General features: G+C 48.8%; 19 protein-coding genes. All 19 read right to left on the bottom strand.

Going from position 1 to position 23,974, the window contains the following annotated elements; all coding sequences use genetic code 11:
- Window positions 1-28: 28 nt before the first annotated feature.
- Window positions 29-2,764 (bottom strand): hypothetical protein, encoded by a 2,736-nt coding sequence (locus tag MKX70_RS08165; protein WP_340839841.1) that lies wholly within the window; start codon window positions 2,762-2,764, stop codon window positions 29-31.
- A 514-nt stretch (window positions 2,765-3,278) separates the two neighbouring features.
- On the bottom strand, window positions 3,279-3,620 hold the full coding sequence (locus MKX70_RS08160; RefSeq protein ID WP_340781830.1) for a hypothetical protein: 342 nt from the start codon (window positions 3,618-3,620) through the stop codon (window positions 3,279-3,281).
- Between the two features lie 155 nt (window positions 3,621-3,775).
- The gene (locus MKX70_RS08155) at window positions 3,776-7,678 is read right to left on the bottom strand and encodes an S-layer homology domain-containing protein (RefSeq protein ID WP_340839840.1); all 3,903 of its coding nucleotides are present in this window, start codon (window positions 7,676-7,678) and stop codon (window positions 3,776-3,778) included.
- Window positions 7,679-7,836: 158 nt separating this feature from the next.
- Window positions 7,837-8,964 carry a glycosyltransferase family 4 protein gene (locus MKX70_RS08150; protein ID WP_039303756.1) on the bottom strand — a complete coding sequence of 376 codons (1,128 nt, stop codon included), beginning with the start codon at window positions 8,962-8,964 and terminating at the stop codon, window positions 7,837-7,839.
- A gap of 113 nt (window positions 8,965-9,077) precedes the next feature.
- On the bottom strand, window positions 9,078-9,836 hold the full coding sequence (locus tag MKX70_RS08145; RefSeq protein ID WP_042240265.1) for a WecB/TagA/CpsF family glycosyltransferase: 759 nt from the start codon (window positions 9,834-9,836) through the stop codon (window positions 9,078-9,080).
- 7 nt (window positions 9,837-9,843) lie between these two features.
- Window positions 9,844-11,019, bottom strand: a complete 1,176-nt coding sequence (gene csaB / locus MKX70_RS08140; protein WP_340781828.1) for a polysaccharide pyruvyl transferase CsaB — start codon at window positions 11,017-11,019, stop codon at window positions 9,844-9,846.
- On the bottom strand, window positions 10,992-13,031 hold the full coding sequence (locus MKX70_RS08135) for a DUF5693 family protein (protein WP_340781827.1): 2,040 nt from the start codon (window positions 13,029-13,031) through the stop codon (window positions 10,992-10,994). Before MKX70_RS08135 ends, csaB begins: the two co-directional genes overlap by 28 nt.
- Window positions 13,032-13,178: 147 nt before the next feature.
- Window positions 13,179-14,897 carry a phospho-sugar mutase gene (locus tag MKX70_RS08130; protein ID WP_039303744.1) on the bottom strand — a complete coding sequence of 573 codons (1,719 nt, stop codon included), beginning with the start codon at window positions 14,895-14,897 and terminating at the stop codon, window positions 13,179-13,181.
- A 47-nt stretch (window positions 14,898-14,944) separates the two neighbouring features.
- The gene (gene fabZ, locus MKX70_RS08125) at window positions 14,945-15,367 is read right to left on the bottom strand and encodes a 3-hydroxyacyl-ACP dehydratase FabZ (RefSeq protein WP_039303787.1); all 423 of its coding nucleotides are present in this window, start codon (window positions 15,365-15,367) and stop codon (window positions 14,945-14,947) included.
- A gap of 305 nt (window positions 15,368-15,672) precedes the next feature.
- On the bottom strand, window positions 15,673-15,906 hold the full coding sequence (locus MKX70_RS08120; protein WP_042240276.1) for a DNA-directed RNA polymerase subunit beta: 234 nt from the start codon (window positions 15,904-15,906) through the stop codon (window positions 15,673-15,675).
- A gap of 9 nt (window positions 15,907-15,915) precedes the next feature.
- A complete protein-coding gene (locus MKX70_RS08115; protein ID WP_340781823.1) occupies window positions 15,916-16,737 on the bottom strand; it encodes a flagellar hook-basal body protein in 822 nt (273 codons plus the stop codon).
- A gap of 68 nt (window positions 16,738-16,805) precedes the next feature.
- Window positions 16,806-17,684 carry a flagellar hook-basal body protein gene (locus MKX70_RS08110; RefSeq protein WP_042240282.1) on the bottom strand — a complete coding sequence of 293 codons (879 nt, stop codon included), beginning with the start codon at window positions 17,682-17,684 and terminating at the stop codon, window positions 16,806-16,808.
- 46 nt (window positions 17,685-17,730) lie between these two features.
- Window positions 17,731-18,729, bottom strand: a complete 999-nt coding sequence (locus MKX70_RS08105) for a rod shape-determining protein (RefSeq protein WP_042240285.1) — start codon at window positions 18,727-18,729, stop codon at window positions 17,731-17,733.
- A 128-nt stretch (window positions 18,730-18,857) separates the two neighbouring features.
- Entirely contained in the window at window positions 18,858-19,145 is a 288-nt protein-coding gene (spoIIID, locus tag MKX70_RS08100) for a sporulation transcriptional regulator SpoIIID (RefSeq protein ID WP_038597396.1), read from the bottom strand.
- 226 nt (window positions 19,146-19,371) lie between these two features.
- Window positions 19,372-20,112 (bottom strand): M23 family metallopeptidase, encoded by a 741-nt coding sequence (locus MKX70_RS08095; protein WP_039303727.1) that lies wholly within the window; start codon window positions 20,110-20,112, stop codon window positions 19,372-19,374.
- Between the two features lie 61 nt (window positions 20,113-20,173).
- Window positions 20,174-21,331: a stage II sporulation protein D gene (spoIID, locus tag MKX70_RS08090; protein WP_340839839.1), complete on the bottom strand. Its 1,158-nt coding sequence runs from the start codon at window positions 21,329-21,331 to the stop codon at window positions 20,174-20,176.
- Between the two features lie 33 nt (window positions 21,332-21,364).
- Window positions 21,365-21,520 carry a group II intron maturase-specific domain-containing protein gene (locus MKX70_RS08085; RefSeq protein ID WP_269322121.1) on the bottom strand — a complete coding sequence of 52 codons (156 nt, stop codon included), beginning with the start codon at window positions 21,518-21,520 and terminating at the stop codon, window positions 21,365-21,367.
- 426 nt (window positions 21,521-21,946) lie between these two features.
- Window positions 21,947-23,329 (bottom strand): UDP-N-acetylglucosamine 1-carboxyvinyltransferase, encoded by a 1,383-nt coding sequence (murA, locus tag MKX70_RS08080; RefSeq protein WP_042240291.1) that lies wholly within the window; start codon window positions 23,327-23,329, stop codon window positions 21,947-21,949.
- A 198-nt stretch (window positions 23,330-23,527) separates the two neighbouring features.
- On the bottom strand, window positions 23,528-23,785 hold the full coding sequence (locus MKX70_RS08075) for a DUF1146 family protein (RefSeq protein ID WP_340841632.1): 258 nt from the start codon (window positions 23,783-23,785) through the stop codon (window positions 23,528-23,530).
- Between the last annotated feature and the right edge of the window lie 189 nt (window positions 23,786-23,974).

Here is a 23,974-nt window from a genome sequence, read left to right as displayed (position 1 = left end):
GGCTATTCTTTGCTTCGGTAATCGGAGATTACTTAGCGTATACTTCAGTATCAGCGGTAACATCATTACCAGCGATATCTTTGATACCTGTAGATTTGTTAACTGTAACCTTGATCGCATTTACATTGCTTGCGTTCAGGTCAGAGTATCCAGCCAGTGTCAGGTGCCATTTATCAGCGTCACTACCAGTACCTTCGTATGCAGAAGTTACATTAACAGCTGAACCGTTCACCAGGACAGTGAAGTCCCCAGCATCAACATTCTTCACTTTTTCGGAGAATGTCAGTGTAAGCAGACCAGTGTTACCTGCATTAACAACAGCTGCAGTCAACTTAGGAGCTACACCGTCTGTCAGAACCGGCTTAAGAACAGCCTTATCTGTAACTGTTGCAACATTACCAGCAGTATCAGCAAGACCGAATGCTACGAATTCGATAGCTTCTGTCTTGGCGATTCCACCCTTAGGTACGAATACCTTAGCAATAGCAGTCTTCAGAGCGCTGCTAGCCGCGCCACCATCAGTTCTTTGAATAAGAACGAATGATCCGCTTGGAAGAGCTTTGCTGCCAAGTGTATAGCTTGAACTATCTTGAAGTGTTGCAGCGTTCAAACCAACAGTATCTTCTACGTGTACACTGAATTGAATGAATCCAGGTTCTTCAGAAGCACCTTCAGCATAAGTAATACCTGTAACTGTAGGTCTGTCTTTATCGCTGGAAGTTGTTGTTGCAGCAGTTACTACTACAGTAGTAGCAGCAGATTTGTTACCAGCTTTGGACATGTCCTTAACCAGATCTTTATCAATGCGGAGAGTGTAATCACCACTCAGACCTCTTACATTAGTGTAAGTCAATTTAGCGCCCTTTTCAGTATGAACACTGAAGTCAAGACCAGTGACATAAGTACCAGTAGCGTTATTGATTACTCTAATTGTAGCTCCGCTATTCAAGAAGGCAATATCTTCATTGAATGTAATTACAAGGCCTTTAGAACCGTAAGTAGCACTTGCCACAGAAGGAGCTGTGCTGTCTTTAGTCAAGGAAACCTGCTGAGAAAGAGCTGTTCCAAGCGTGTTGCCCAAAGTATCACGCACTGTTGCACCGAACTGCAGTGTGCCAGTGAATGTGCCGGAATCAGGGAAGCTAAAGTTTGAAGGAACCTGCAATTTGATTGTGTCACTATCTTCTTTAGTAACAACGTTCATATTACCGATTTTGTCTCCGTCAGCTCTGAGCAATCCAACGTTACCGGAGAAAGACTCGTAGCTAACTTTCTTATTGAATTTAACATTAACGTACTGATCGCTAACAGGAGTGATGCTTACAATCGTAGGAGCGGCTGTATCAGAAACAACTGCTACAGTAGTCTTGATTGGGCTAGCAACATTGCTTGCGAAGTCAGAAACGTTAGTCAGGGATACATCATAAGTTGTACCACTGTTCAAAGTGCCGGCAGTCAAGCTGAATGTATCAGCCGATTCTCTGTATACCGATGCTGCTACGCCGTTAACAGAAGCAATGATACCAGCTGGTTTAACAGGCTCGCTGAATTGAACGTATACCTTGTTTGTTGTAGTTTTAGCTACTGAATTGATAGCTTTAACTGTTGGAGCAGTAACATCAGCCACAGAAATCAGCGTAGTGTAAGCAGCAACCGCTGTTCCAGAAGTAGTCTTAACCTCATCGCTAACTACGATTGTGTATTGACCCTTCAGGTAGTCATATTCATTAGCATTGAAAGTGATTGTCAATTCAGTGCCAGTTGTGTTGAGGCTTGCAGATGAACCAGCTGCTGTTACAGTTTGACCACTAACAGTAACTACTTTAATTACATCAGCAATCAATTTGCTGTCAGAGATTACTGATTCTGCATCAATCGCACGATTGAATTTAACAACCAGTTGCTTAGCGTTTGGAGCTTCTGCGGAAATAACCTTAGGAGCAGCCAATGTCACTTTTGCAGTGTAATCTTTTTCAAGATGTTTGAAGCTGATTGTTGTTTCAACGCCTTCTACAAGAGCAGTTGTCAATGCAACAGTTTGAGTTGTTTTGTCAGAGAATGTTACTACTACGCTTGTTGGGCTTACTGCTTCAGCAGAAGCTACAGTCAATGTAGGTTTTACGGACATTTGATCAACTGCATAAGCTGTAGAAACTACCAAAGAGCGGGTAGCGTTAGCTTTGAAGTTGGTTGTTTGAGCAACCAGACCAGCGTTGATAACTGCTTGAGCATAGCCCTTAGCCCACACAGAAGCGGAGTTATCAGTTGTAGTAGGTTGTTCCAGTTTCAAAGCGCGGAACAATACAGCCGCTACTTCTTCTACTGTAACTTTACCATTGTAGTCGAAGATACCTTTAACAGTATCTTTACCTTGCATCAAGTTAGCTGCAGTAACAGCCTCGATGTAAGGAACAGCCCAGTTAGTAGCTTTGTAGCCTTTGTCTTTGTAAGACAACTTGCCAGTTACTTCAGTAAGACCGAACAATTTAGTTACGATCTTAGCGAATTCTGCGCGAGTCAGATCTTTTTCAAGGTGAGCCTGACCATCTGGGTACCCATTGAGAATACCTTTAGCTGCCAGAGCGTCGAATGCCTGTTGTGGAGTTGCTTGTGCTGTTTCACCAAATGCTACAGAGGCAAACATCGAGAATGCCATTGCTGTAGATAATGCTACGGATAAAATTTTCTTCATAACCTTTTTTTCTCCTCCTTGGACGTTCATGAACTGAGATTTTTCTTTAGTTGGGTAGCTCATGTCACTCATTAGCCGATGCACCCCCTTTCCCGAGTTGAGCATATTAAGTATAAATAATGTCTGTGACGGGTATCACAGAAACTTGTAAACAGGTTCAAGGCAGACTAATACTAGATTCCTAATTCTACCTAAGTATTATACAATGTGCCTCTAGTCACGTAAAGCTAATTTTTCCATCCGGCCGTATGCTTTCATTTCTTAGTGGCCATTAGGCAATTGCCTTGTGCAAGTGACTCTACACCTTAAACGCAATAGTTTCGAGAAAGTTGCGCTTTGTTCAAAAAAACTTTTTTCTTTTTGTATCCCTGGCCCTGTTCCAATAGAAGAACCATATGTATGTTCTACTAACTATTGTTAATGTTGGGTGGCTACGGGAATCAGTATAGCATGACGCTTTCCAAACGTCATTAAGCAATATTTGTTAAGTTAATAAACATAATCTGCCTTCTTTAAACTCTACAGCCTCTTGACTTTGGCATAACAAAAAGCGCCGTTTCCGGCGCTCTTTTTTATGGCATATGAACTAACGGATCTTCATTGATAGTTGAATCAATTCCTGGCGTTTCTCAGGACTGGCATTTACATTCTCATACATAGCGTCAATCGCCCCGCGGTTCTCGCGGTAGCTCTTCTCATGTTTGATGGTGGAATGTGACCACTCAATCAATGCATTCTCGGCAATAACGAGGTCATTATATGCATCATGGAACCCTGTAAACAGTACCAGCTCTTCCATCAGTTCCTGTGAAATCTCCTGTAGCGCACGTTTGGCGGCAATTTCCTTCTCCAGGATTTTGGCTCTATGCTCAAACATATTCTTTGCTTTCGTGTAATCCAGCTGTGCTTTTGATAAAATCGGTTTCATCGATGGCTTTCACCTTTCAGAAAATATTATTTTCTAAGTTATTGTAACGTAAATCGGTGCAGATTACAAAAGTTAATGTGCACAGTATGTAATTAAATTACAATAAAACAGGTCCGCGAACAGTTTTTCGCGGACCTGCTGTTCAAGTAGTCACATTAGTTGAAGGTTTTTGGGAAGATGCTGGTGCTCTTCTGCAGCAGGGCTACAGCAATTTTACCGGCTTCCGCTCTTGTAAGCTTGCCCTTCGGATTGAAATTATATACAGGCTTAGCTTGACCGGTAATCGTTGTTGCATTGCCTTCCATAATCTTCGCTTTCGATACTGCCTCTATGGCAGGTCTTGAGTAGAAGTCCATACTGCCAGAGTCAACGAATGACTTCCCTAAGCTTGTTAACAATTTGGCATCGTTAGCAGACATCTTCAGCTTAAGGGCTCTGGCGATCATAACTGCAGCCTGCTCACGGGTCAGCGACTGGTCCGGACCGAAGAATCCGTCACTAAGACCGGTAATGATCCCTGCTCTTGCTGCAGTTTCAATGCTTTTGAAGTTCCATGTTGTTGAAACAGCTTCTGGTACGATATCGAAGAATGTTTGTTTGTTATTATCATAATTGAGCGGAATGCTTAGTCCTGTTACTAGCAATGTGGCGAACTCACCACGGGTAGTCGTATCATCAGCTCCAAAAGCATCGGATCGGATGTTGGTCATGATGCCTTTAGAATAGAGGCCATTCAAAATATTTCTCGCCCAAGGATGATTGGTGATATCCGTAAATCCTCTACGGAGCTTCATTACAGTATAATAACCAAATTCATCGAACGGTACCGTAACCGTATGGTTTTTGGTATCCACCTCTCCGCCGATGTTCTCCCACTTCCCTGCATCGGTATATCGGAAAACAGTAACAGTCGTCCCGACCTCATCCACTATGCTGGAGTTGAATTTTAAGGTCAGCTCACCGCGCTGTGACGGTACAATTTTACGTGTAGAACTGTATTGCGTGAAATATCCTTCTATTGAATAAGGGGCAATTCCGTTCGTAGCTGCCAGATAGGATTGGGAGCCTTGGGTTCCCGACTCGCCTAGCCCGCCGTTCAGCCAATAAATATCCGATACTCTGGAGAAATTATTGGTAGTAGCAGTCGAAGTGAATCGTAGTACAAGCTCTTGCGGGATGACCAGCGGAAGCTTGCCGCCAAGGGTCCGGCTGTCCGAAGGACTGACATTGATGATATTCCCGTAATCGTTAGTCCGCTCTACAACGCCGTCCACGGGATCGGCAATCCCAAACAGCAGTTTCGTATCCGGATAATATTTAGCGGCTCCTGTAGTTGTGTAGCCCTTCATAATTGTCCCTTTCGGGAATGCAAGCTGAAGCGCTTTGTTAAACACAGTATATTTCGTTGCAACCTTCTCAGCCATAAACTGAGTATCGATCTGTATAGCACTCGCATAATAAACAGAGATCGTATCATTCAGAGTGGAATCGGCCCGAATGATTTGAATTTTGATTGATGTTGCCTTGTCTGGCTTCAAGCCCACAAAATCATAAGTGAAGCGATTCTCCAAATCTGTACGTTTCACAGCCTCATACTTATCAATCATGACCTTGGTTGCACCTTCTGCTTCAATATCGAAGCGGACAAAGTTCTTATTCACTACAATCTGATCGCCGACCGTTGCTACAGGGGATAAGACTCTGTAAGGAGATACCTCACGTACAATTTCAAGCCGCTGCGTTGTTCTTGCTCCGGTCTTGTTGATTAGCTCCATGGTATATACGTGGCTTCCTGGAGCATCAAATTTGAAGTCCCGCAGACGCAGAATGAAATCATTGCTGCTGCCGTAATAATCATAATATTGTCCGGTTGGATTAGACGGTATAGGACCAAGTAGATTATCCGTGGTACCCAGCATACCCGCAGTACCTGTTGAGGTGAAAATCAGTTCTGACCCTCTATAGAGGTTCATGGTCGTCGCTCCACCACCCCGAAGCACCAGATCATAGCTCTCTGCATTAGTAGTGTACTTTTCATCTTTATAGACGAATTCAGCAGGCAATGCGAGAATTTTATTGCGCTCTGTTTCATTGCTTAATGACTGAATCGAGAAGGCAGTACGTCCGGTTCCTAACGCCGGATGAAACTGCGTCAAATTCGATACATTAGTATCAATAATATATATCTTCAGCTCTTTGGTAATGATCCGCTGATTCTGGCCGTTATCCTGGGATATCCCGGTGAATACAATCTTATTCTCGCCATAGACCAGCGGTCCGGACTGGGTAATCCACAAATCGAAACTGAAGGTTTGTTTGTTTTTATCTACACCTAAAGCAAATTTATTAACACGTGTTTTTCCAGCACTGTCTTTGGTATCGGGAAGGAGATTACTGTCGATACCGTTAACCTGAACCTGAGCACTCACGAAATTCTCGAACCCGATATATTCACCTGAAACCTTCATGCTGGTCTCAGCAGCAGAATTAAACTCATAGGTCTGTCCATCCTGCAGACTGCTTACGTAGATATAGTTCTTAGATATATACGAAATATCTGCATTATAGTAGGAATTAGATGTCCCATAACGGAACTGTACTTTCTGTTGTCCGTTTGAGAAACCTGTGATTTTGTAAATGTACTCGTTAGTTCCCTGTCCAGTCATTCCGGTGATAGGCGGATCTGTCAAAGACAGCGCTTTGTTGCTGAGCGGGAGATAATTGGCCGATAATTTGGCTGTGTCGATGCCCACATTGGTTTTGACCAGAATGTAGAAGTTATCCTTCTCCATCTGTTGTCCGTTCAGAGGCAGTTTGGAGATGTTTGAGATGCTGCCCGAACCTGTATATCCCGGAAGGTAATACATATCGTTAATTACAACTTCTCCCGGCAGATATCTATAAGAGTAGACCAGCGAAGAGCTATAAGTGCCATAGTCTACAGCCAGGGTAAATTCGGTTAGTCCGGTGATAAGCGTTAAGTCAGCCTGTGTTTTGAATTTAACCAACTTGTATGCAGGAGTCACTCCGTCAGCGCCGGGAATGGTTAACTCCTGATCAATCGATGCTATATTTACTGGAATAGGGGTCGTGGTGTTTTTGTTAATAGTAAGCTTTCCTGAGCTCGCAAATGTAGTGCTGCTATACGGGACCAGAATTTGACCGGAGAAGCCTGCCTTATTAGTAGAGCTATCACTAAGCGTAGGAATGTTGTTCAGAATATTATATGTTCCTGAACCGTGTACTATATTTAAGGATGCGTAAGGCTGATCTGTATCAAAGAAGTATAAGGAGCGTTCGATATCTATGGAATCGGAAGCGTTCTTAATAGCTATTTTAATATTGGTTAAGCCTGGCTTCAGTGTTAATGAAGGGGAGAAGAACGTGCCGTCCTCAAGCAGGGTTGTTGTCAGTGCAGTTCCGCCATTCACAGAAACTGTAACCTGCGTTGCATTCGTCGCCTTACCCTGCAGCGTAACTGTGTCGACGGGAACGACTACTTGTGTCCCTTCATTTAGATTAAGTGCTGCAGGACCACCGAGCACTTGAAGTGCAGAAAGATATGGAACTTTGTCGTAAAGGATATAAAAGGACTCCGACCGTGTCAGGTTACCCTGCATACCGGAGAAAGTAATTTTATTAAAACCAGCATATAAAACAACACCGCTAGTAGTAAAGCGATTGCTTGGACTATTGGCATCGGGTGTAACCGTACCTGTAGTCAAACGGGTAGAGTCTGTAGTCCACTTTCCGTTTGTACTTTGAGTCAGTTGCTCAACAGTAACCTTCATTGTAGATGAAGTTACTTGAGAATAGGTACCAGTAATAGACAGGTTTTGGTTCGTAGTCAGATACACACTGGATCGGCTGATTAGCCCTTCTGCACCTGCTGTTATTACATTCGGATCCAGAACAACGGTATCCCGCAACTTGAGCTCATCCGGACTGAAGTAAGTCGTGGTAGCTGCCGCCGCAAGGGGCGTATATTTGCCTGGAAACATAGAAACGATCAGTGCCGCCAGCAGCAGCCAAACGAATGGTCTCTTAAAGCGTAACATGTGTATATCTCTCCTTTGAGTTTATGTTCTGATAAACCTCACTTTGTACTTTATCGGTCTGTGGGGGGCATATTTTTAGAATAAAACAAAAAACTCATCCAAAAAGGATGAGTTTTGCTATCTTAAGGAAAAAAATAGAATTATTATTTCAGTTTGTTCTAAGATTTAGAACTGCGCTCAGGATCCAGCTTCATGCGCATTCTTAGGAATAAGTCTATGACCGGGCGTTTGGTTTTGCTGATCACACCAGTGATCTCTGCACCAATCTGCAGGAAGAAGAGCATGACGCAGATCACCACGAATGTTACCCAGTTGGCTTCATAGAGTGAAGCAGATGTCTGAATGACAGCCAGAATTCCGAAGAAGGCTGCGATGCCATAAATAATCAATACGGTCTGGCGGTGGCTGAAGCCAAGTTCACGCAGGCAGTGATGGAGATGGCCTTTGTCCGGTGCGAAGATCGGCTTCTTCTGCAGCTTGCGCCGTACGATGGCAAAGAACGTATCCGATAAAGGAACCCCGATAATCAGGAGTGGAGTAATAAACGATACCACTGCAATCTGTTTGAATCCGAGCAGCGCGAGCAGTGCAAGACAGAAGCCCAGGAACAGCGAGCCTGTATCCCCCATGAAGATTTTGGCGGGATGAAAGTTAAAGAACAGAAAACCGAGTATACTGCCCAGAAGCAGTAAGCACAGCAGAGCAACCATGGTATTGCCCATCAGGAAGGCCATTACGGCAATTGTGGCAATCGCGATACCGGATACACCGGCTGCAAGCCCGTCCAGTCCATCGATCAGATTCACGGCGTTCGTGACGCCGACAATCCAGAAGATCGTCAGAGGGATGGCAATCCAGCTCTCCAGTGAGGAATAGCTATTATGAAAAGGAATGTTTACGAAATCAACAGTAATTCCAAAACCGAAAACTACGATGCAGGCTGCGGCAATTTGGCCCAGCAGCTTCACCTTGGCTGATAGCTCAAACCGGTCATCGAGACCGCCGATCAGCACAATCAGACCGCCGCCACAGAGCAGCGCCTTGATGAAGTTAGCCTCCCGCGGAGTGAAGTCATACGGAATAATCGGTAATACGGCAAGCAGGCCTAACACAAACGCCAGAAATATGCCGAGTCCGCCAAGGCGGGGCATGATCTTCGTATGCACTTTACGGGCATTAGGCACATCTGTCGCACCGATCTTAATAGCAAACTTCTTAACGAGCGGTGTCAAAAGCAGTGCAAGTCCCATGCACACAATAAATCCGGCGATGTATATGATTAACATTTGTTCAGTCGACCCCCATTTCTCTACCGCATTGAATTATACGCTGAACCAAAAACAAATTCCAATACCGTTTTTAGGCTGTTACACGGATTTTTTCAGTAAATACCCTCAAATTACTGGTCTTTTGTCACTTTATCTTTCTCTCGTACCACTTTTACTGCAAATTTCGGCAGCGCAAGCATTCTTTTGTAACGTGTAGGTTCTTTAATCAGCCGGTATAACCATTCCGCCCTCAATTTCTGGAAGACTTTGGGAGCACGGCGGCTCTTACCTGAGATTACATCAAAGCTTCCGCCGACACCCATCATAACCGGAATCTGCAGCCGGGACTTGTATTTAGCAATCCACGGCTCCTGGCTGTCTGCCCCTCTGGCAACGAAGAGCAGGTCAGGCTTAGCTTCGAGAATTCCAGCGAGAATCTGCTCATCCTCATCCGGACCAAAGTACCCGTCATGATAGCCTGCAATGACTATGCCGGGATATCCAGTTTGTAACCTAGAAGTCGTCTCGCGAATCACCTCGGGGGTTGAGCCCAGTAAATATACTCTCCAGTTGTAGCTTTCACCCTGACGCAATAATTCATGTAAAAGATCAAAACCTGCTACACGCTCAGCAACTGGCTCTTTGCAGTAATCCGCTGCCCACACTACACCAGTCCCGTCGGGAACTACAAGCTCTGCTGATTTCATAATCTCCATATACGACGGATTCTCGAGGGCAGCCATGACCATGATCGGGTTAGCGGTAATGACCTGGTGTGGAACACGATTATGAACCGCCTCCGTCAAATAAGAAACCGTTGTCTTCATATCAACCTTGGATACTCGGATGCCGAAAATCGGCACTGTAGGTATCGCGCTATCTGCTTTCACTTGTCACTCATCCTTTACGGCGGAAATATTGGGCAACTTGCCGGGCCGGAGCCTCAGCTTCTTCAACCAGCGAAGCTATCAGCGGTTCACGCTCACGCTTCCATGCCTCTCCTGATTTCAGCAGTTCCAGAAGTCCCGCTGTAACCATATCACCTTCCAGCGTAGCTGTGGAACCTACCGGCCGGCACCCGATTCGTTTAAGGAAATGGTCGATCTTCGGATCATAGGAGACTCCCATCAGCGGAACCCGTCTTCCGGCAGCATAGATCAGGCTGTGAAGCCGCATGCCAATCAGCGCCTGGCACTGTCCTACTTCACGCAGCATCTGCTGCGGATGGAGCGCATCCTCGCAAATACTGACGGCTCCCCCATACTCCTCTACACCTTGTCCCAGCTTCTGCATGACATAACGTGAAGCCTCATTGTCCGCAGAATGATGGAACGGCAGAAAACGTAAATGAAGCGGCAGCTCTGCTGATGCCTTCACCAGTCCTTCAGCCAATGCATCCAGCTCTTTGCGCGACTGCTCCCAGAATCGGACGGAGATGCCTACGGTATAAGGCGCTGTCTGCAGAATAGAGTTATCTGAATCATGGACATGCGCATTCCCCCTGCCCGGCTCATGTGTTTCTGTACGTGCATCTTCCGGGAGCGTCAGGCCCATAACCGGATCAGGGACCACATCTATTTTGCTCGTATCCAGACCCATAGACTGCAGCAGCAGGCGGGATTGCTCATCCCGCACGGATACATAAGCACATTTACGGAAAACCGATTTGATCAGGGGATGAAACAGCTTGCGGTTCACCGGTCCGACTCCCTGAGCATAGATGAAGGTTGGCTTGCCCATCCATTGGGCCAGCTTAAGGATGGCCAGATAGTACGGAATAGTCTTGCTGCTTGTTACATCCTGTAGCAGACTGCCCCCGCCGCTTATCAGCCCGGAACTCTCTGATATTGCCTTCCGCACTTCTCCCAGCTTCATCCGGTGCACGGATTCGACACCGTAAGTAACGTTTGTCCATTCCGGATCAATGGAGAGCACCACGGGCGTCAGCGTTATTCCAGCAGCCTCAGACTGCTTACGGAGTGCGTTCAGAATGGACTGTAGAACCGCCTCGTCTCCGCTGTTGCGGAATCCGTAATAACCCGAGATTATAATTTTTTGAGCAGCGGCGACCATCGTTTCCAACACCCTTCCGCAATCTGCCATACCCCTATAGCGATAATGCCGATGATAAGACCGAGTCCCAGACCCAGAAGGCCGCGGACCAGCGAGATCAGAACCGGCGAATGAATATGGGCAAAGGTATCTACCATGGACAACTGGCCGATAACTGCAATAATCATGATAAAAGCAGCATTCCGGTATTTATAGGCCATGAATGCGCCAAGGATAAAGAGCGGATGTGCCAGCAGGAACTCTTTGTTACGCGGTCTTACACCGACTGTGTTCTCCAGGAAGGTGCGGAACGACATTTCGAGTGAGCTTACACTACCACTGTTGCCTGTACGGCTTAAATAGTACATCCCCAGAATCCCCAGTACGCCGGCAACAATTACCATTGCGAGGGTGATCGGCGTCCGCAGCAGCTTCCCGGTCTTGTTGAAGGCAAACTCCCCACGGTATAAAAGCACATATAGCGCAGTGAGTCCAATCGGTGCTAAATGAAGCAGACTTACGCCGCGGAACTGATTGAGCACCAGGGCATAGGTGACATTATTCAAGAGCGCAATTACAAAGGGTACTGCACTAAACGAGATAAGCGCTGTTTTGACGTAAAGAACCAGACTATGCGTCAGCCTGCGGCGCGGGCCCATCACAGCAAAGGTCAAGGGATTGGCGCGCAACGGCGGTCCCATTTCATTAATCTTGCGGACAGCCAGCACCATAGCCACGGTAGGCGCACTTATAGCCACTGCAAGCGCGAGTGCCTGTTCAAATAACGCCGGCTTCAGAACCATGAGTCCTGCACTCCCCAGCAGCCCCAGCACCCATGCAGGCAGTGTAAGCCAAGGAACAAAGTAGGAAACCAGGAGTGCAACCATGGCTACAGCTCCGATTACCGCAATTAATTTGAAATAACGCTGGAAAGAGGAATCCACCACGTCAAACGCAGTAGCTTGTCCCATTTCAAAACCGTTAGCTTCAATTTTTGCAACCGCACCATCAGGACCGCTAAGGCTCGTAACCAGATTGTCGAGCGTATCGGTAACCTGTGCCTTGGATGTATCCCGTGAAGGAATCGTATTGAGATAGATCATCCGGATGTTACGGTCTTTCGTAGCCAGTGCAAAGCGGTCGGCAATCACTTCTGTGGACAGGCCGGAATCAGTCTCACTGAGCGAGTACAGCCGCGTCACGTTATAGTCCAGCAAATAGGCCAGTTTGGTGAAGCCTTTTTGCTGTACCTTAATATTCTCAATGGCTGCAATCCCCATCCCGCGTTCCTTCAGCAGATCAGCGAATGCAGTGATACTGGCCAGATCGGCATCATCGGAGTAGCCTTTAACAGACTCGCCTTCGAACAGCAGACGTTTGACTCCAAGCTCCGCGTAACGGTCCAGCAGACTCTTAACGGCTTCCTGATTATACGCCAGCGAATCCACAAGGCGCGGCACAATATTGAAGCCTTTCTCATGCAGCATCTCCAGTGTGGACGGATCCGGCTGCAGCGGCTTGAGCGTTGCATTCTCCAGGGGAGTTTTGATAATCAGGCCCTGTTGTCCGCGGTAGGTCCATTCTTCTGTTGCAATATCCAAGCCGGCAAATGCATCCCGGATGATCGGTGAGAGCGTTCCACTGTTCTTCGCACTGGTAAAGAGGACATATGTATAGTTCTCATTCTCAGGAATTACAGTATCGGTCAGATTAGCGATATCAGCCGCTCCCCACAGCATCAGGCGGCGGGCCTTGCGGAAATCCTCCAATGTGCTTTCGTATATTGCCATACTCTGAACACCGGCAGACTTCAGCCGGTCGAGCTGCTCGGAGATATAATCCTGCGGATTCCCCCGGTAGCTGGCTACTTCGACCAGATCACGGTAATCAAAGACAAATTCAACCGTTTTGGAAGACTTCTCCGTCTGAAGACGGTCATACACAACCGGGAGAGCAGCAAGCAGGCCAATCACCACGATAATCCACAACCATTTGCGCGAAGCTATATTCCAGCGTTGCCATTTCTGTTGCACCAAAAGTACCTCCTCTTTCCCTTTAAAGCTAAGTGCCATTCCGTCAAAATAAGCTCAAACACTCTTGCTGTGGTCAAATTTAAGCGGAAACGGATGTCCCAATACCAGGAGCTGCTCCGTTTCCGCAGGCATGTTCTATATTTAGTATTATTTCCCGTCTACACGGGCCATAACCTGATTAGTCAATTCAGCCACTTTGTCTTTGGCATTCTGAAGCGATTCGCCAACGACGGCAAAATAAACCTTGATCTTCGGCTCGGTGCCGGAAGGACGCAGACAGAACCATGAGCCGTCGGAGAGCAGATATTTCAGCACATTCTCCTTAGGCAGACCGTTCAGTCCGAGTGAATAGTCGAGTACCTCTGTAACTGAGGCTCCGGCAATTTCATGCGGCGGGCTGGTGCGCCAGTCATTCATGATTCCCTGAATCTGTGCTACACCGTCTTTACCTTTAAGGGTGCGCGATTCGAGGCTCTCGAGGAAGTAGCCGAATTGTGCATACAACTCCTGAAGCACATCGTACAGCGTCTTGCCCTGGGCTTTGTAATAAGCCCCTGCTTCAGCGATTAGCATCGCAGCCAGGACAGCATCCTTGTCACGGGCATAATTGCCGGCCAGGTAACCATAGCTCTCTTCATATCCGAAAAGATAAGTGTATTCGCCGGACTGCTCGAATTGGTTCATCTTCTCGCCGATATATTTAAATCCTGTCAGCGTGTTGAACACAGTAGCTCCGTAATGGCTGGCTACAGCCGCTCCCATCTCACTGGTCACAATAGTTTTAACTACCGCACCATTGCTTGGCAGCTTGCCTTGCTCCTGCAGGCGGCTCAAATAATAATGAATCATGAGTGCGCCCGACTGATTACCGGACAAGACCACAAACTTGCCTTCATTGTCCCGCACAACCGCGCCCATACGGTCTGCATCGGGGTCTGTACCAATTAACAGATCGGCATTCAGTTCCTCACCCAGCTTCATAGCCAAGGTGAAGGCTTCACGCTCTTCCGGGTTCGGGGATTTCACCGTGGAGAATTCTGAATCCGGCTGTTCCTGCTCGGGCACCACATGTACCTGGGTGAATCCAATCTTCTCAAGTACACGGCGGACCGGAAGATTGCCTGTCCCATGCAGCGGTGTGTAGACAATCGAGAAATCACGGCCAAGCGTAGAAGCAATCTCTTCACGGCCGACACTGACTGCGGCTACTGTATCCGTAAACGCTTCATCCTCAGCTTCACCCAGCCAGTGCAGCAAGCCTGCACTCTCTGCGGCTTCACGGGAAATACGCTTTACGCCGTTAAAGGAGTCTACTTCCAAAATATTGGCAATTACCTTCTCCGCTTCGTCAGGCACCAGCTGTCCGCCTTCTGCGTTATACACTTTGTACCCGTTGTACTCAGGCGGATTATGACTTGCAGTAATTACAATGCCTCCTGAGGCCTTCAGATGGCGAACTGCAAAGGACAGCTGCGGTGTGGACCGCAAGGATGGGAACAGATGTGTCTCAATTCCGTTGCCGGCCAGCACAAGTGCAGCTTCCAGCGTGAATTCCGGCGAAAAGCGGCGGGAATCGTGGGCAATGACCACGGAAGGACGTCCTTCTCCTGTATGCTGTCCCAGAATATAATTAGCGAAGCCTTGTGTCGCTCTGCCTACGGTATATCGGTTAATCCGGTTGCTGCCGGCGCCGATCACTCCGCGCAAACCGCCTGTCCCGAATTCAAGGTCTCTATAGAAACGTTCCTCCAGTTCCTTCGGCTCATCCGCAAGAGCCTTCAGCTCTGCCTTGGTGCTCTCGTCAACGGAAGGGTCCTGCAGCCAGCGTGTTAAGGTTTCTGCGGCCTTTGGGCTTAATCCAGTCATGTGAATCTCTCCTTCTCCATCTATAATTTATAATTTTATAACAGGAACTAGCTGAGTGCGAACATAATTTCCCCGGAAGCCACAATCTTGCCTTCCACTTTAGCGGTAGCTTGGCCTTTGCCGATGCTGCCTTTAAGCCGGGTAATCTCCACCTCAAGCACAAGGGTATCGCCAGGTACGACCTGGCCACGGAAACGGAAGCCGTCGAGGCCGGCCAGGAAGCCGATTTTACCGCGGTTTGCTTCCAGCCCCAGTATAGCTACTGCGCCCACCTGAGCCAGCGCTTCCGTGATTAGCACACCCGGCATTACCGGATATCCCGGAAAATGTCCGGTGAAAAACGGTTCATTCACCGTCACATTTTTGATGCCGACAGCCCGTTTGCCCATTTCTATTTCAGTGATTTTGTCCACCAGCAGAAATGGGGGCCGGTGGGGGATGATTTCTTGAATTTGATTGATATCCAGCATGATCAGCAAAGCTCCCTTCGGATGTAACCGCGTCTATAAAACCTCCGCCTACAACAGCGCTTTTGTTTTATTCTTCACCGCCCTGCATAAATATGGGCAGCTTCGGCAAAAACTATAACTATCCTTCACCAACTGCAGCAGTGGAGGTTAAGATAAGGGGCTTTCTCCACCGCACGCGGCAGCATGGCGGAGAGGGCCCTTTTTGGCGCTCTTAGGGCACGCCATCATTATACATTTTTCAGTATAAAAAAGAAAACTCCCCTGCACAACAAGGGAGCTTCCGAAATCCTATATTTAGGAATTATTTATGGTGCAAACACCAAATCATATACATGCTTCCAGGTGCTCCAGAGGAGCACATCGCTAAATTCTTTTTGGCCGAGAATCACGTAACCGACGACCAGGCCGCCTCCAAGCGCGGCAACAAGCAGCAGGGGAATCAGGAACCACTGGATAATGGTCCATGCCGAAATTCCGCGCCGCCTTACCGGCTGCTGCTGTTGTTCTTCTTCCGGTTTGTTGATCTTCTCACGACTCATTCCGTCACCTCACGCACGCATGTTATTAGCCAGGCCCAGCATCTGGTCACTGGAGGACAACGCCCGGGCAGCAAGCTGATAGGTGCGCTGAATCTGCATCATCTCGGTCATTTCCTTACTTAGATCCACGTTGGATGACTCCAGATATCCGGTACGTACGCCTACATCCTTCGCCTCACCTACGGCTCTTTGCACAAACGCCTGCTGTGCAGTCACACCATCGGCAAGTGTATAGAAGTTGCCGTCCACAGCCCGCAGAGCCTTCTTGCTCAGCGGCTCTACAATCATAATTGTGCCCGCTATAATAGCAGGATCATTCTCACCGGTCTTGGTAAGTACCCGGCCGCTCTCGTCAATAGCAGCACTAACATTGGCCGGCACTGTGAGCGGATTCCCGTCTGTGTTCAGCACAGGGTTACCGGTATTATCTACAAGCATCATATTGTCAGGATTCGCGGTATCCGGGGTGAAATGGAAATCACCCTGACGGGTATACGCAGTAGCTCCGTTGACCTGAACTCCGAACAATCCATTACCCTGAAGCGCCAAATCCGTTGGATTCCCCGTTTCCTGAAGAGTGCCCTCTTCCCAGTTGCTTGTAACCGAAGGCACACGGACCCCAAAGCCGATGTTGAAGCCCAAAGGCATACTGCGGCCAGGCTGGTCATAGTCCTTAGATTGCTGCTGCACACGTGTGAGCACGTCCTCGAAAGAGCCTTCTTTGCTCTTATAGCCGTTTGTGTTCATATTGGCAATGTTATCCGCTATGATATCCAGCCGCTGCTGCAGGCTGGACATGGACACAGCGGCACCGATTGTCGAGTTGTTCACAGATCAAACCTCCCAAAAGCTTAATAACTTAAGAAGAAACCGGTTCACTTCATCAGTGCACCTGCAGCCTATACTCTGCCGACATCATTAACAGCCTTCTGCAGGCTGCTGTCATAAAACTGGATTACCTTCTGATTCGCTTCATAAGCCCGGTAGGCGGCGTTCATATCCACCGTTACCTGAGTGGCATCCACATTAGAGTTCTCCAGATACCCCTGACGCAACTGCAAATTATCGGTTGCATTGGAGTAACGGATTTCTGCAGCCTCCGCGTCATCGGCATGGAAAACGCCGTTCCCGTCACGTACCAGCTCCTGCGGTCTTGTAATTACACTGATCCCGATCCGGGTTCCTGAAGGCAGTCCGGTCGCATTGTTAATCAAGTTACCCTGCCCGTCCACTTTAAGGCTATCCTCAGGACCTGTCAATCTCAGCGGATTACCGTTACTGTCCAATACGCTGAATCCCCCGGAGCTAAGCACCTCTCCAGTAGGTCCTACTGTAAAACTTCCGTTACGTGTATATAAATTGTTACCCTCATTATCCTGTACTGTAAAGAACGCCTGCGGACGGTAAGTTACCTCGCCGTCAGGACTAATGTATTTACCTGAGCCGTCAAAAGCAAGATAAGTGCCCGCATTATCCGGGTCCTCTACCTGTAAATCGGTTGACAGCGCGAAATCTGCGTTTTTGCCGCTTTCGATGAGATCGCCCTGCAAATACTGGGAAACAGACTGTTCGGCAAAAACCCCTGTGTTAAGCCGGCCGACAGGCTTCGTAACGCCACCGCTCATCGCCGAGATCAGCACATCGGGAAATGCATGACTGACGCTGTCGACCTGCTTGTACCCCGTAGTATTCAAATTGGCAATGTTCTGTGTCGCTGTATCATGTCTGCGCTGCTGTGTTACCATTCCTGCAGCCGCCGTATATAATCCTCTTAGCATGAGGTCAGTCCCTTCCTGAATCTGCTGTTAACTTATTATCGGCAGACTAGAACTTTTTCTTAACAACCTTATCTAAATGGTCAAGCATAATCCCCGTCCCCTTAACAACACAGTGCATCGGATCTTCGGCAACCCAGACCGGAACATGCAGCTGTTCAGAGAGCAGCTCGTCCAATCCGTTAAGGAGTGCCCCGCCGCCGGTCAATACGACCCCGCGGTCAATAATATCTGCCGACAGCTCCGGCGGTGTACGCTCCAGCACCGACTTGGCCGCAGCCACAATAGCGGAAACCGGATCCCACAGCGCTTCCTTAACCTCTCCGGATGTAATGGTCAGGGTCTGGGGAAGTCCGCTCACCATATCACGTCCGCGTATATCCAGCTCAGCCTTCATGCCGCCCGGGCGGACGGACCCGATAGTAACCTTGATATCCTCAGCTGTGCGTTCACCGATCAGGAGTTTATATTTCTGTTTGATATATCTTAAAATGGCCTCGTCGAACTTGTCCCCTGCGACCTTAATCGAAGAGGCGGTAACAACGTCGCCCATGGACAATACGGCTACATCCGTTGTTCCCCCGCCAATATCGACGACCATATTTCCGCTTGGCTGATAAATATCCATCCCTGCTCCGATTGCCGCAGCTTTGGGTTCTTCTTCCATAAAAACTTCTTTAGCTCCACTGCGTTCCGCGGCTTCACGGATTGACTTCTGTTCAACGGATGTAATATTGGTGGGCGCGCAAATCAAAATACGGGGCCTTGAATACCAGGTCCGGCCCCCGACGCGGTCGATAAAATATTTCAGCATCATTTCTGTAATCGCAAAATCGGCAATGACTCCGTCCCGGAGCGGACGAATTGTAATTATGTTTCCAGGTGTGCGCCCAACCATCCGGCGGGCCTGTTCACCAACCGCAAGGACTCTCTTCGTATCACTTTCAAGCGTGACCACGGAAGGTTCATCCAGAACGACTCCCCTTCCCTTGACATGAATGAGCACATTGGCTGTGCCGAGATCGATTCCGATATCCTTGCTAAGCATAATGAAAGAGCCCCCAAAGTGTTATTTTAAATGAGAATAGTTAGATAGTACCAAATTTAAAAATACCATACTTTAGGGGGTGTACACAATGTAGTAAAGCTGAATTATTACTTAAAATTCCGAAAATCTTATGGCTTTGCTGCTACGGCTACCTCACGCTTTTTGCCTGTCGTTTTCTTATATTTGATTTTTGTGGCTTCTCCCCCCCGAAGATGACGGATTGATTTGTGATATTCGAGAATGTGCTTCACCTGATCGGCCAGATCCGGATTGATTTCCGGCAGCCGTTCGGTTAAATCCTTATGCACTGTGCTTTTTGAAACGCCAAATTCCTTGGCTATGGTCCGGACCGTGTGCCTGGTTTCCACGATGCAGCGTCCGATTTTGATCGTACGTTCCTTGATGTAATCGTGCACGCTCCCGCCTCCCAACTGTGGATAGTTTGGTACATTATATGAGGGGCGGGCCTATATATTCGCGCTTTCAAGACATGACAAGCTCCGGAAGGCCCATTTTATTTCTCGGACAACCTATTTATGAGCCGTTTGCAGTTCCATTCTCTATATAGAACCGGCCCCACCGTCCATTCCGGGTAGAAAAATAAAAAAACAGGAGGCTTTCGCCCCCTGCAGATATTTCGGATTAGCGCTGTGGAAGCAGATCCGAAGGATTCACAATCTTGCCATCCTCGTGCACTTCAAAATGCACATGGTTGCCGAGACCTTTCTCCAATTCGCTCTGTCCCGCTGTTGCCAGCGTATCGCCCTGCTTCACTTCATCGCCCTGCTTGACTTTGGTATCGCTGAGACTCTGGTAAACTGTCTTCAGATCACCCGGCGATGTAACCTCGATCACTTTACCGAGTACTGCCACATCTTCGACTCTGGTGACTTCACCGCTGAGAGCTGCCTTAACGTCAAACGTCTTGTTGTCCTCGCGGGCAATATCGATCCCGGTGTTGGTAATAAAGGTGTTATTGTACTGCACCATCGCCGCCACATGATTTTCTTCTGTGCCATTTTCATCATAGTACGGTTTGACCACTTCGACTTCACTTGGGCTCGCTACCGGCCAAGCCAGGCTTTCTGCTGAAGCTACGACTTCCAGGGCTTCCGGATCACCGGTCAGGGCTCCGGTTTCATTACCGGCAACACCTTCCTGTGATACGACCGCGGCGGTGTCCGGATTCAGCGGCTTCTGGCCGGCATCCTGATAGACCCACACCAAGGTTAGTATAATTGCCGCTGCTGCCGTGTAGACTGCCGGGAATACCCACCGTTTGGATAACAGTCTGGTCCATGAAGAAGGCTTAGCGCCTGAATCTCCCTGCTTGTTTTTGAGAGATTCATCATGGTTTGGTTTGTTTTTGTCTTGTTCATTCATATGGTTATCACCTCAGTAACCAGTGTTACCGGGCGCTTCGCTTTTATACGTATCTTGCAAGTTATTTTTTCAGGAGAGTTGAGATTCCCGTAAAAGAGACCCCGCTGTAATAGTGTTTGAGAATCTGCGTGGCTGTACTTCCCTGCTTCGCCATACCATTCGCCCCCCATTGGCTCATGCCGACGCCATGGCCGTTTCCATAGGTTGTGATCAGCACCTTCCCGTCTTTCCGCTTCCAGGTGAACTGGCTCGAACGAAGTCCCAGTTTCTCTCTTACCTCCCGGCCTGTGAACACAGTGCCTCCGATAGAGATCTTCTTGATCCGGTGTCCTGCAGTCAGCGAGATGACTTCTGCAGGCAGTCCGGCCGAAGATGAAGAGACTTGCAAGGTCTTGCCTGAGGCAGCCAGATTCGCCGCAGCGGGAAGTTCCATGGCGGTAAGACCCAGCTTGCGGCGGAGCTCCGAATTACTGAAGGTGTAGGTGACTGCGAGGTTCGGGGTAATCTGCTGCTCCCAGGGGCTGGCTACACTGCGCAAATAGGGAACCTCAGCATTCCAGTAATCCTCGGAGTTCTCCGTATACCCTCCACTGGAGGCGAAGAAGGAGGCCGTGATCGGCTGCCCTTTATAGGTCATGATGATCCCGCGCGTCTCTAAGACCGCGCGGCGGAGCTTCGCCAGTCCAGCGCGCTTGCTGCCGGACGCAAAGTCCCGTTCCAGCACGGCCTGCGAGATGTAAGCCTGATGGCTTACCGTATCGCTCACATCCGCCTCAGGAACGGGTACCCCGCTGTGGTCGCCGGCCAGCAGGCGGCGGGCAATGAATGTGCGGGCGGCAACGGCCTGGGCCTTGAGCGCTTCGAGCTCAAAGTCCGCAGGCATCTCCGCCGCCAGCACGCCGCTGACGTAGTCCTCCAGCGGCAGGGTCTCGATTTGTCCGCTCTGCGACAAATAGACGGAGACCTCCGGCTGCGGCGCTTCCGCAGCAGCCGTTCCCGGCGGTGCCGGCGCGGCCGTGGCCTGCGGCACGACCGGAGGTGCTGGCTGTTGTCCCCCGCGCAGCAGGACAACAGCCAGCGGCAGCAGCAGCGCCGCCAGCAGCGGCGCTGCGAGCCAGGCGGCGGGGGCCAGCCGCCTGATCCGGGGCGCGCCGCGCCGCGCACGCGCTACGCTGCGCGGGCGCTTCAGGATGCGCCGCAGCAATCTTAACTCTTTCATCTCTATGGCTCCTTCCATAAGCACCGGTGATTCTTATAGATATGAATTTCCGGCACCTGCTAGAACGTCATTCTGAGAGAAAGAGAGTTTCCAGATGTACATTCGAAGTCGTCTTCGCAGCCATTCGCTCCAGCTTTGCAATATCCGTTTCATGTCGGCTACATAGTAGTAACCGATCCATCCGCGAATGTAGAAAAAAAAACTTTCCGTTACTATGGCCTCTGCTGACTTCTCACAGCAAGCTTTACTCCGTCTTTTGGATTTTTTTCCTACTGGGCGTCTGTGAGATCTCCCCGGGTAAGAGCGATAACTTTCCCCTCATCCATCTGCCACATTTACATCCTGGGATTTGGGCAGTATTGGACTTCGCTTTGTTGAGCAAGCTCGTCCGTCCCAGCATGCCTTCTATGTGATTCCTGTTCGTCAGACCGAGGGTTTGCCTCCGGCTTCCTTCAGATTCCACCTCGCGGTGGACACCCTTGCCTTCAGCTAACAGTTCCTACTGCCAAGCCTGTAGCGGACTTTCACCGCCAAGTTATCGCCCATGCCGGGCGCACTCAAAAAAGGGACCAGCCGCTTATTCGCGGGCTGGTCCCTTCAGGTTAAAAATTGCTATTATACCCAGGACGGCTGAATCTGAAAGCGCGGTTTAACCTCATCGCTCTTGAAGGATTCGCTTCTCGCCGGTTCCGGCTTCAGCACTTCTTCCTTCGCAGCTGCAGCAGGAGCCGCTGATTCTTCCATGGAAATACGCCATATGTCCGCACCAAGACCCGACAGCTTCTCGGCCAGATGCACATATCCACGGTCAATGTGATGCGTTCCGCTAACTTCTGTAGTTCCTTCTGCCACTAGCCCTGCCAAAATCAGCGCAGCACCTGCACGCAGATCCGTAGCACACACCTTGGCACCGACAAGACGGGCATTACCGGTAACGATGGCGGAACGGCCTTCAATCTTAATCTCAGCATTCATGTTATGGAATTCATCCACATGCATGAACCGGTTCTCAAAAACAGTCTCTGTAACTACAGAGGTACCTTCGGAACGCAGCAATAACGCCATCATCTGCGACTGCATATCGGTAGGGAACCCAGGGTATGGCAACGTCTTGAGATCCACAGCCTTCAGCGGCTTGTCGCTGATGACACGGACACCGTTCTCGTCTGGAATAACCGTAACGCCCATCTCTTCCATCTTGGCAATAACCGGGCCCAGATGATCAGCAATGGCGCCTTCCACATATACATCGCCGCCCGTAATCGCTGCAGCTGCCATATAGGTTCCAGCCTCGATACGGTCCGGAATGACATGATGTCTTACCCCATGCATACGTTCAACACCTTCGATCCGGATCACTCCGGTGCCTGCACCGCGCACAATACCACCCATGCCGTTCAGGTAATTCGCAAGATCAACAATCTCCGGCTCTTTCGCAGCATTCTCGATTACAGTAATGCCTTCGGCAAGTGCCGCAGCCATCATTATATTTTCGGTTGCACCTACGCTGGCCACATCCAGATAAATCTTGGCTCCGCGCAGCCTTCCGTTACTTTTCGCATCAATGTAGCCCTGGCCCAGACTGATCTCGGCACCCAGTGCTTCAAACCCCTTCAAATGCTGGTCAATCGGCCGAGTCCCGATGGCACAACCGCCAGGCAAGGAAATACGTGTATGCCCCATACGGGACAAGAGTGGACCCATTACCAGGAAAGAAGCCCGCATTTTGCGTACCCATTCATAAGGTGCTTCGCAGGAAGTAATATTTCTGGCATCAACCTCAATGATATCGTTCTGGTATGTAATACCTGCTCCCAGAGATTCCAGCACTTTGCTAATCGTGATTACATCGTCTAGCGGAGGTGCGTCCACAATGACGCTAACTCCTTCTTCTGCCAATAGAGAGGCGGCTATGATCGGTAGTACGGAATTTTTTGCGCCGCTAACTTTCACGCTCCCGGTCAATCTGTTGCCACCGCGGACGATAAATTTGCTCATTTTGGTTTCCCTCCGCGTCCATTATTTCTGAAATTAATTTGAGTTTGAAATTCGTCAGTTAAAATATTGAATATTCCGTCACTGCGCCTAATGTGCAGACGCATTCCTTAAACTTCAGTGTTGACATAATAAAACCTTATTATTCGACACTTTTTTCACTGCATTGGCCTACGACAGATATAACCAAACCAACCGTCATTAAAACATCCGGGCGATAAGTCCGCTCCAGCCCAGATAATCCAGCAGAAATCCGGCCACGAAATGGCCGAGGACAATGGCCAGCAGCAAATGCAGCAACCTGCCCTGAGGACTCTTGGGATATCTTATGACCAGATCGAGCTTTAGGTTCTGAAGTGCCCACCAGGATAATACGACACTGACTAGAGAAACTACCATCGAAATTAAACTGCTACTGCCGATCGCACTTGACAATTCAGCGGATAAGCTTGTGTTCATCATTAGCCCCCCGTGTAAGGTTACTCGGAAATCGACTCTTATATCATACTTGCGCAGGGGAAAAGAATCCAGTACTTTTACGAATTTTTAAACAATTGGCGTATTATCTGCCTAAGTGTTTACGATATGTTCATACTCTGCTAGATTCAGTTAAGCAAAAAAGCAGTCAAGCCCAGGGCTTGACCGCTT

The sequence above is a fragment of the Paenibacillus sp. FSL R7-0312 genome (assembly GCF_038004445.1).
In the GTDB taxonomy this organism is placed as follows: domain Bacteria; phylum Bacillota; class Bacilli; order Paenibacillales; family Paenibacillaceae; genus Paenibacillus_AQ.
The sequence above is the reverse complement of the archived record's forward strand: the minus strand, read 5'-3'. Positions and strand labels throughout refer to the sequence as shown.

Excerpts from the sequence above, each read along its gene's own strand:
- MKX70_RS08165 (WP_340839841.1), bottom strand. The coding sequence starts at position 2,764 with ATGAGTGACATGAGCTACCCAACTAAAGAAAAATCTCAGTTCATGAAC.
- MKX70_RS08160 (WP_340781830.1), bottom strand. The coding sequence starts at position 3,620 with ATGAAACCGATTTTATCAAAAGCACAGCTGGATTACACGAAAGCAAAG.
- MKX70_RS08155 (WP_340839840.1), bottom strand. The coding sequence starts at position 7,678 with ATGTTACGCTTTAAGAGACCATTCGTTTGGCTGCTGCTGGCGGCACTG.
- MKX70_RS08150 (WP_039303756.1), bottom strand. The coding sequence starts at position 8,964 with ATGTTAATCATATACATCGCCGGATTTATTGTGTGCATGGGACTTGCA.
- csaB (WP_340781828.1), bottom strand. The coding sequence starts at position 11,019 with ATGGTCGCCGCTGCTCAAAAAATTATAATCTCGGGTTATTACGGATTC.
- MKX70_RS08130 (WP_039303744.1), bottom strand. The coding sequence starts at position 14,897 with ATGACTGGATTAAGCCCAAAGGCCGCAGAAACCTTAACACGCTGGCTG.
- fabZ (WP_039303787.1), bottom strand. The coding sequence starts at position 15,367 with ATGCTGGATATCAATCAAATTCAAGAAATCATCCCCCACCGGCCCCCA.
- MKX70_RS08120 (WP_042240276.1), bottom strand. The coding sequence starts at position 15,906 with ATGAGTCGTGAGAAGATCAACAAACCGGAAGAAGAACAACAGCAGCAG.
- MKX70_RS08110 (WP_042240282.1), bottom strand. The coding sequence starts at position 17,684 with ATGCTAAGAGGATTATATACGGCGGCTGCAGGAATGGTAACACAGCAG.
- MKX70_RS08105 (WP_042240285.1), bottom strand. The coding sequence starts at position 18,729 with ATGCTTAGCAAGGATATCGGAATCGATCTCGGCACAGCCAATGTGCTC.
- MKX70_RS08095 (WP_039303727.1), bottom strand. The coding sequence starts at position 20,112 with ATGAATGAACAAGACAAAAACAAACCAAACCATGATGAATCTCTCAAA.
- spoIID (WP_340839839.1), bottom strand. The coding sequence starts at position 21,331 with ATGAAAGAGTTAAGATTGCTGCGGCGCATCCTGAAGCGCCCGCGCAGC.
- murA (WP_042240291.1), bottom strand. The coding sequence starts at position 23,329 with ATGAGCAAATTTATCGTCCGCGGTGGCAACAGATTGACCGGGAGCGTG.
- MKX70_RS08075 (WP_340841632.1), bottom strand. The coding sequence starts at position 23,785 with ATGAACACAAGCTTATCCGCTGAATTGTCAAGTGCGATCGGCAGTAGC.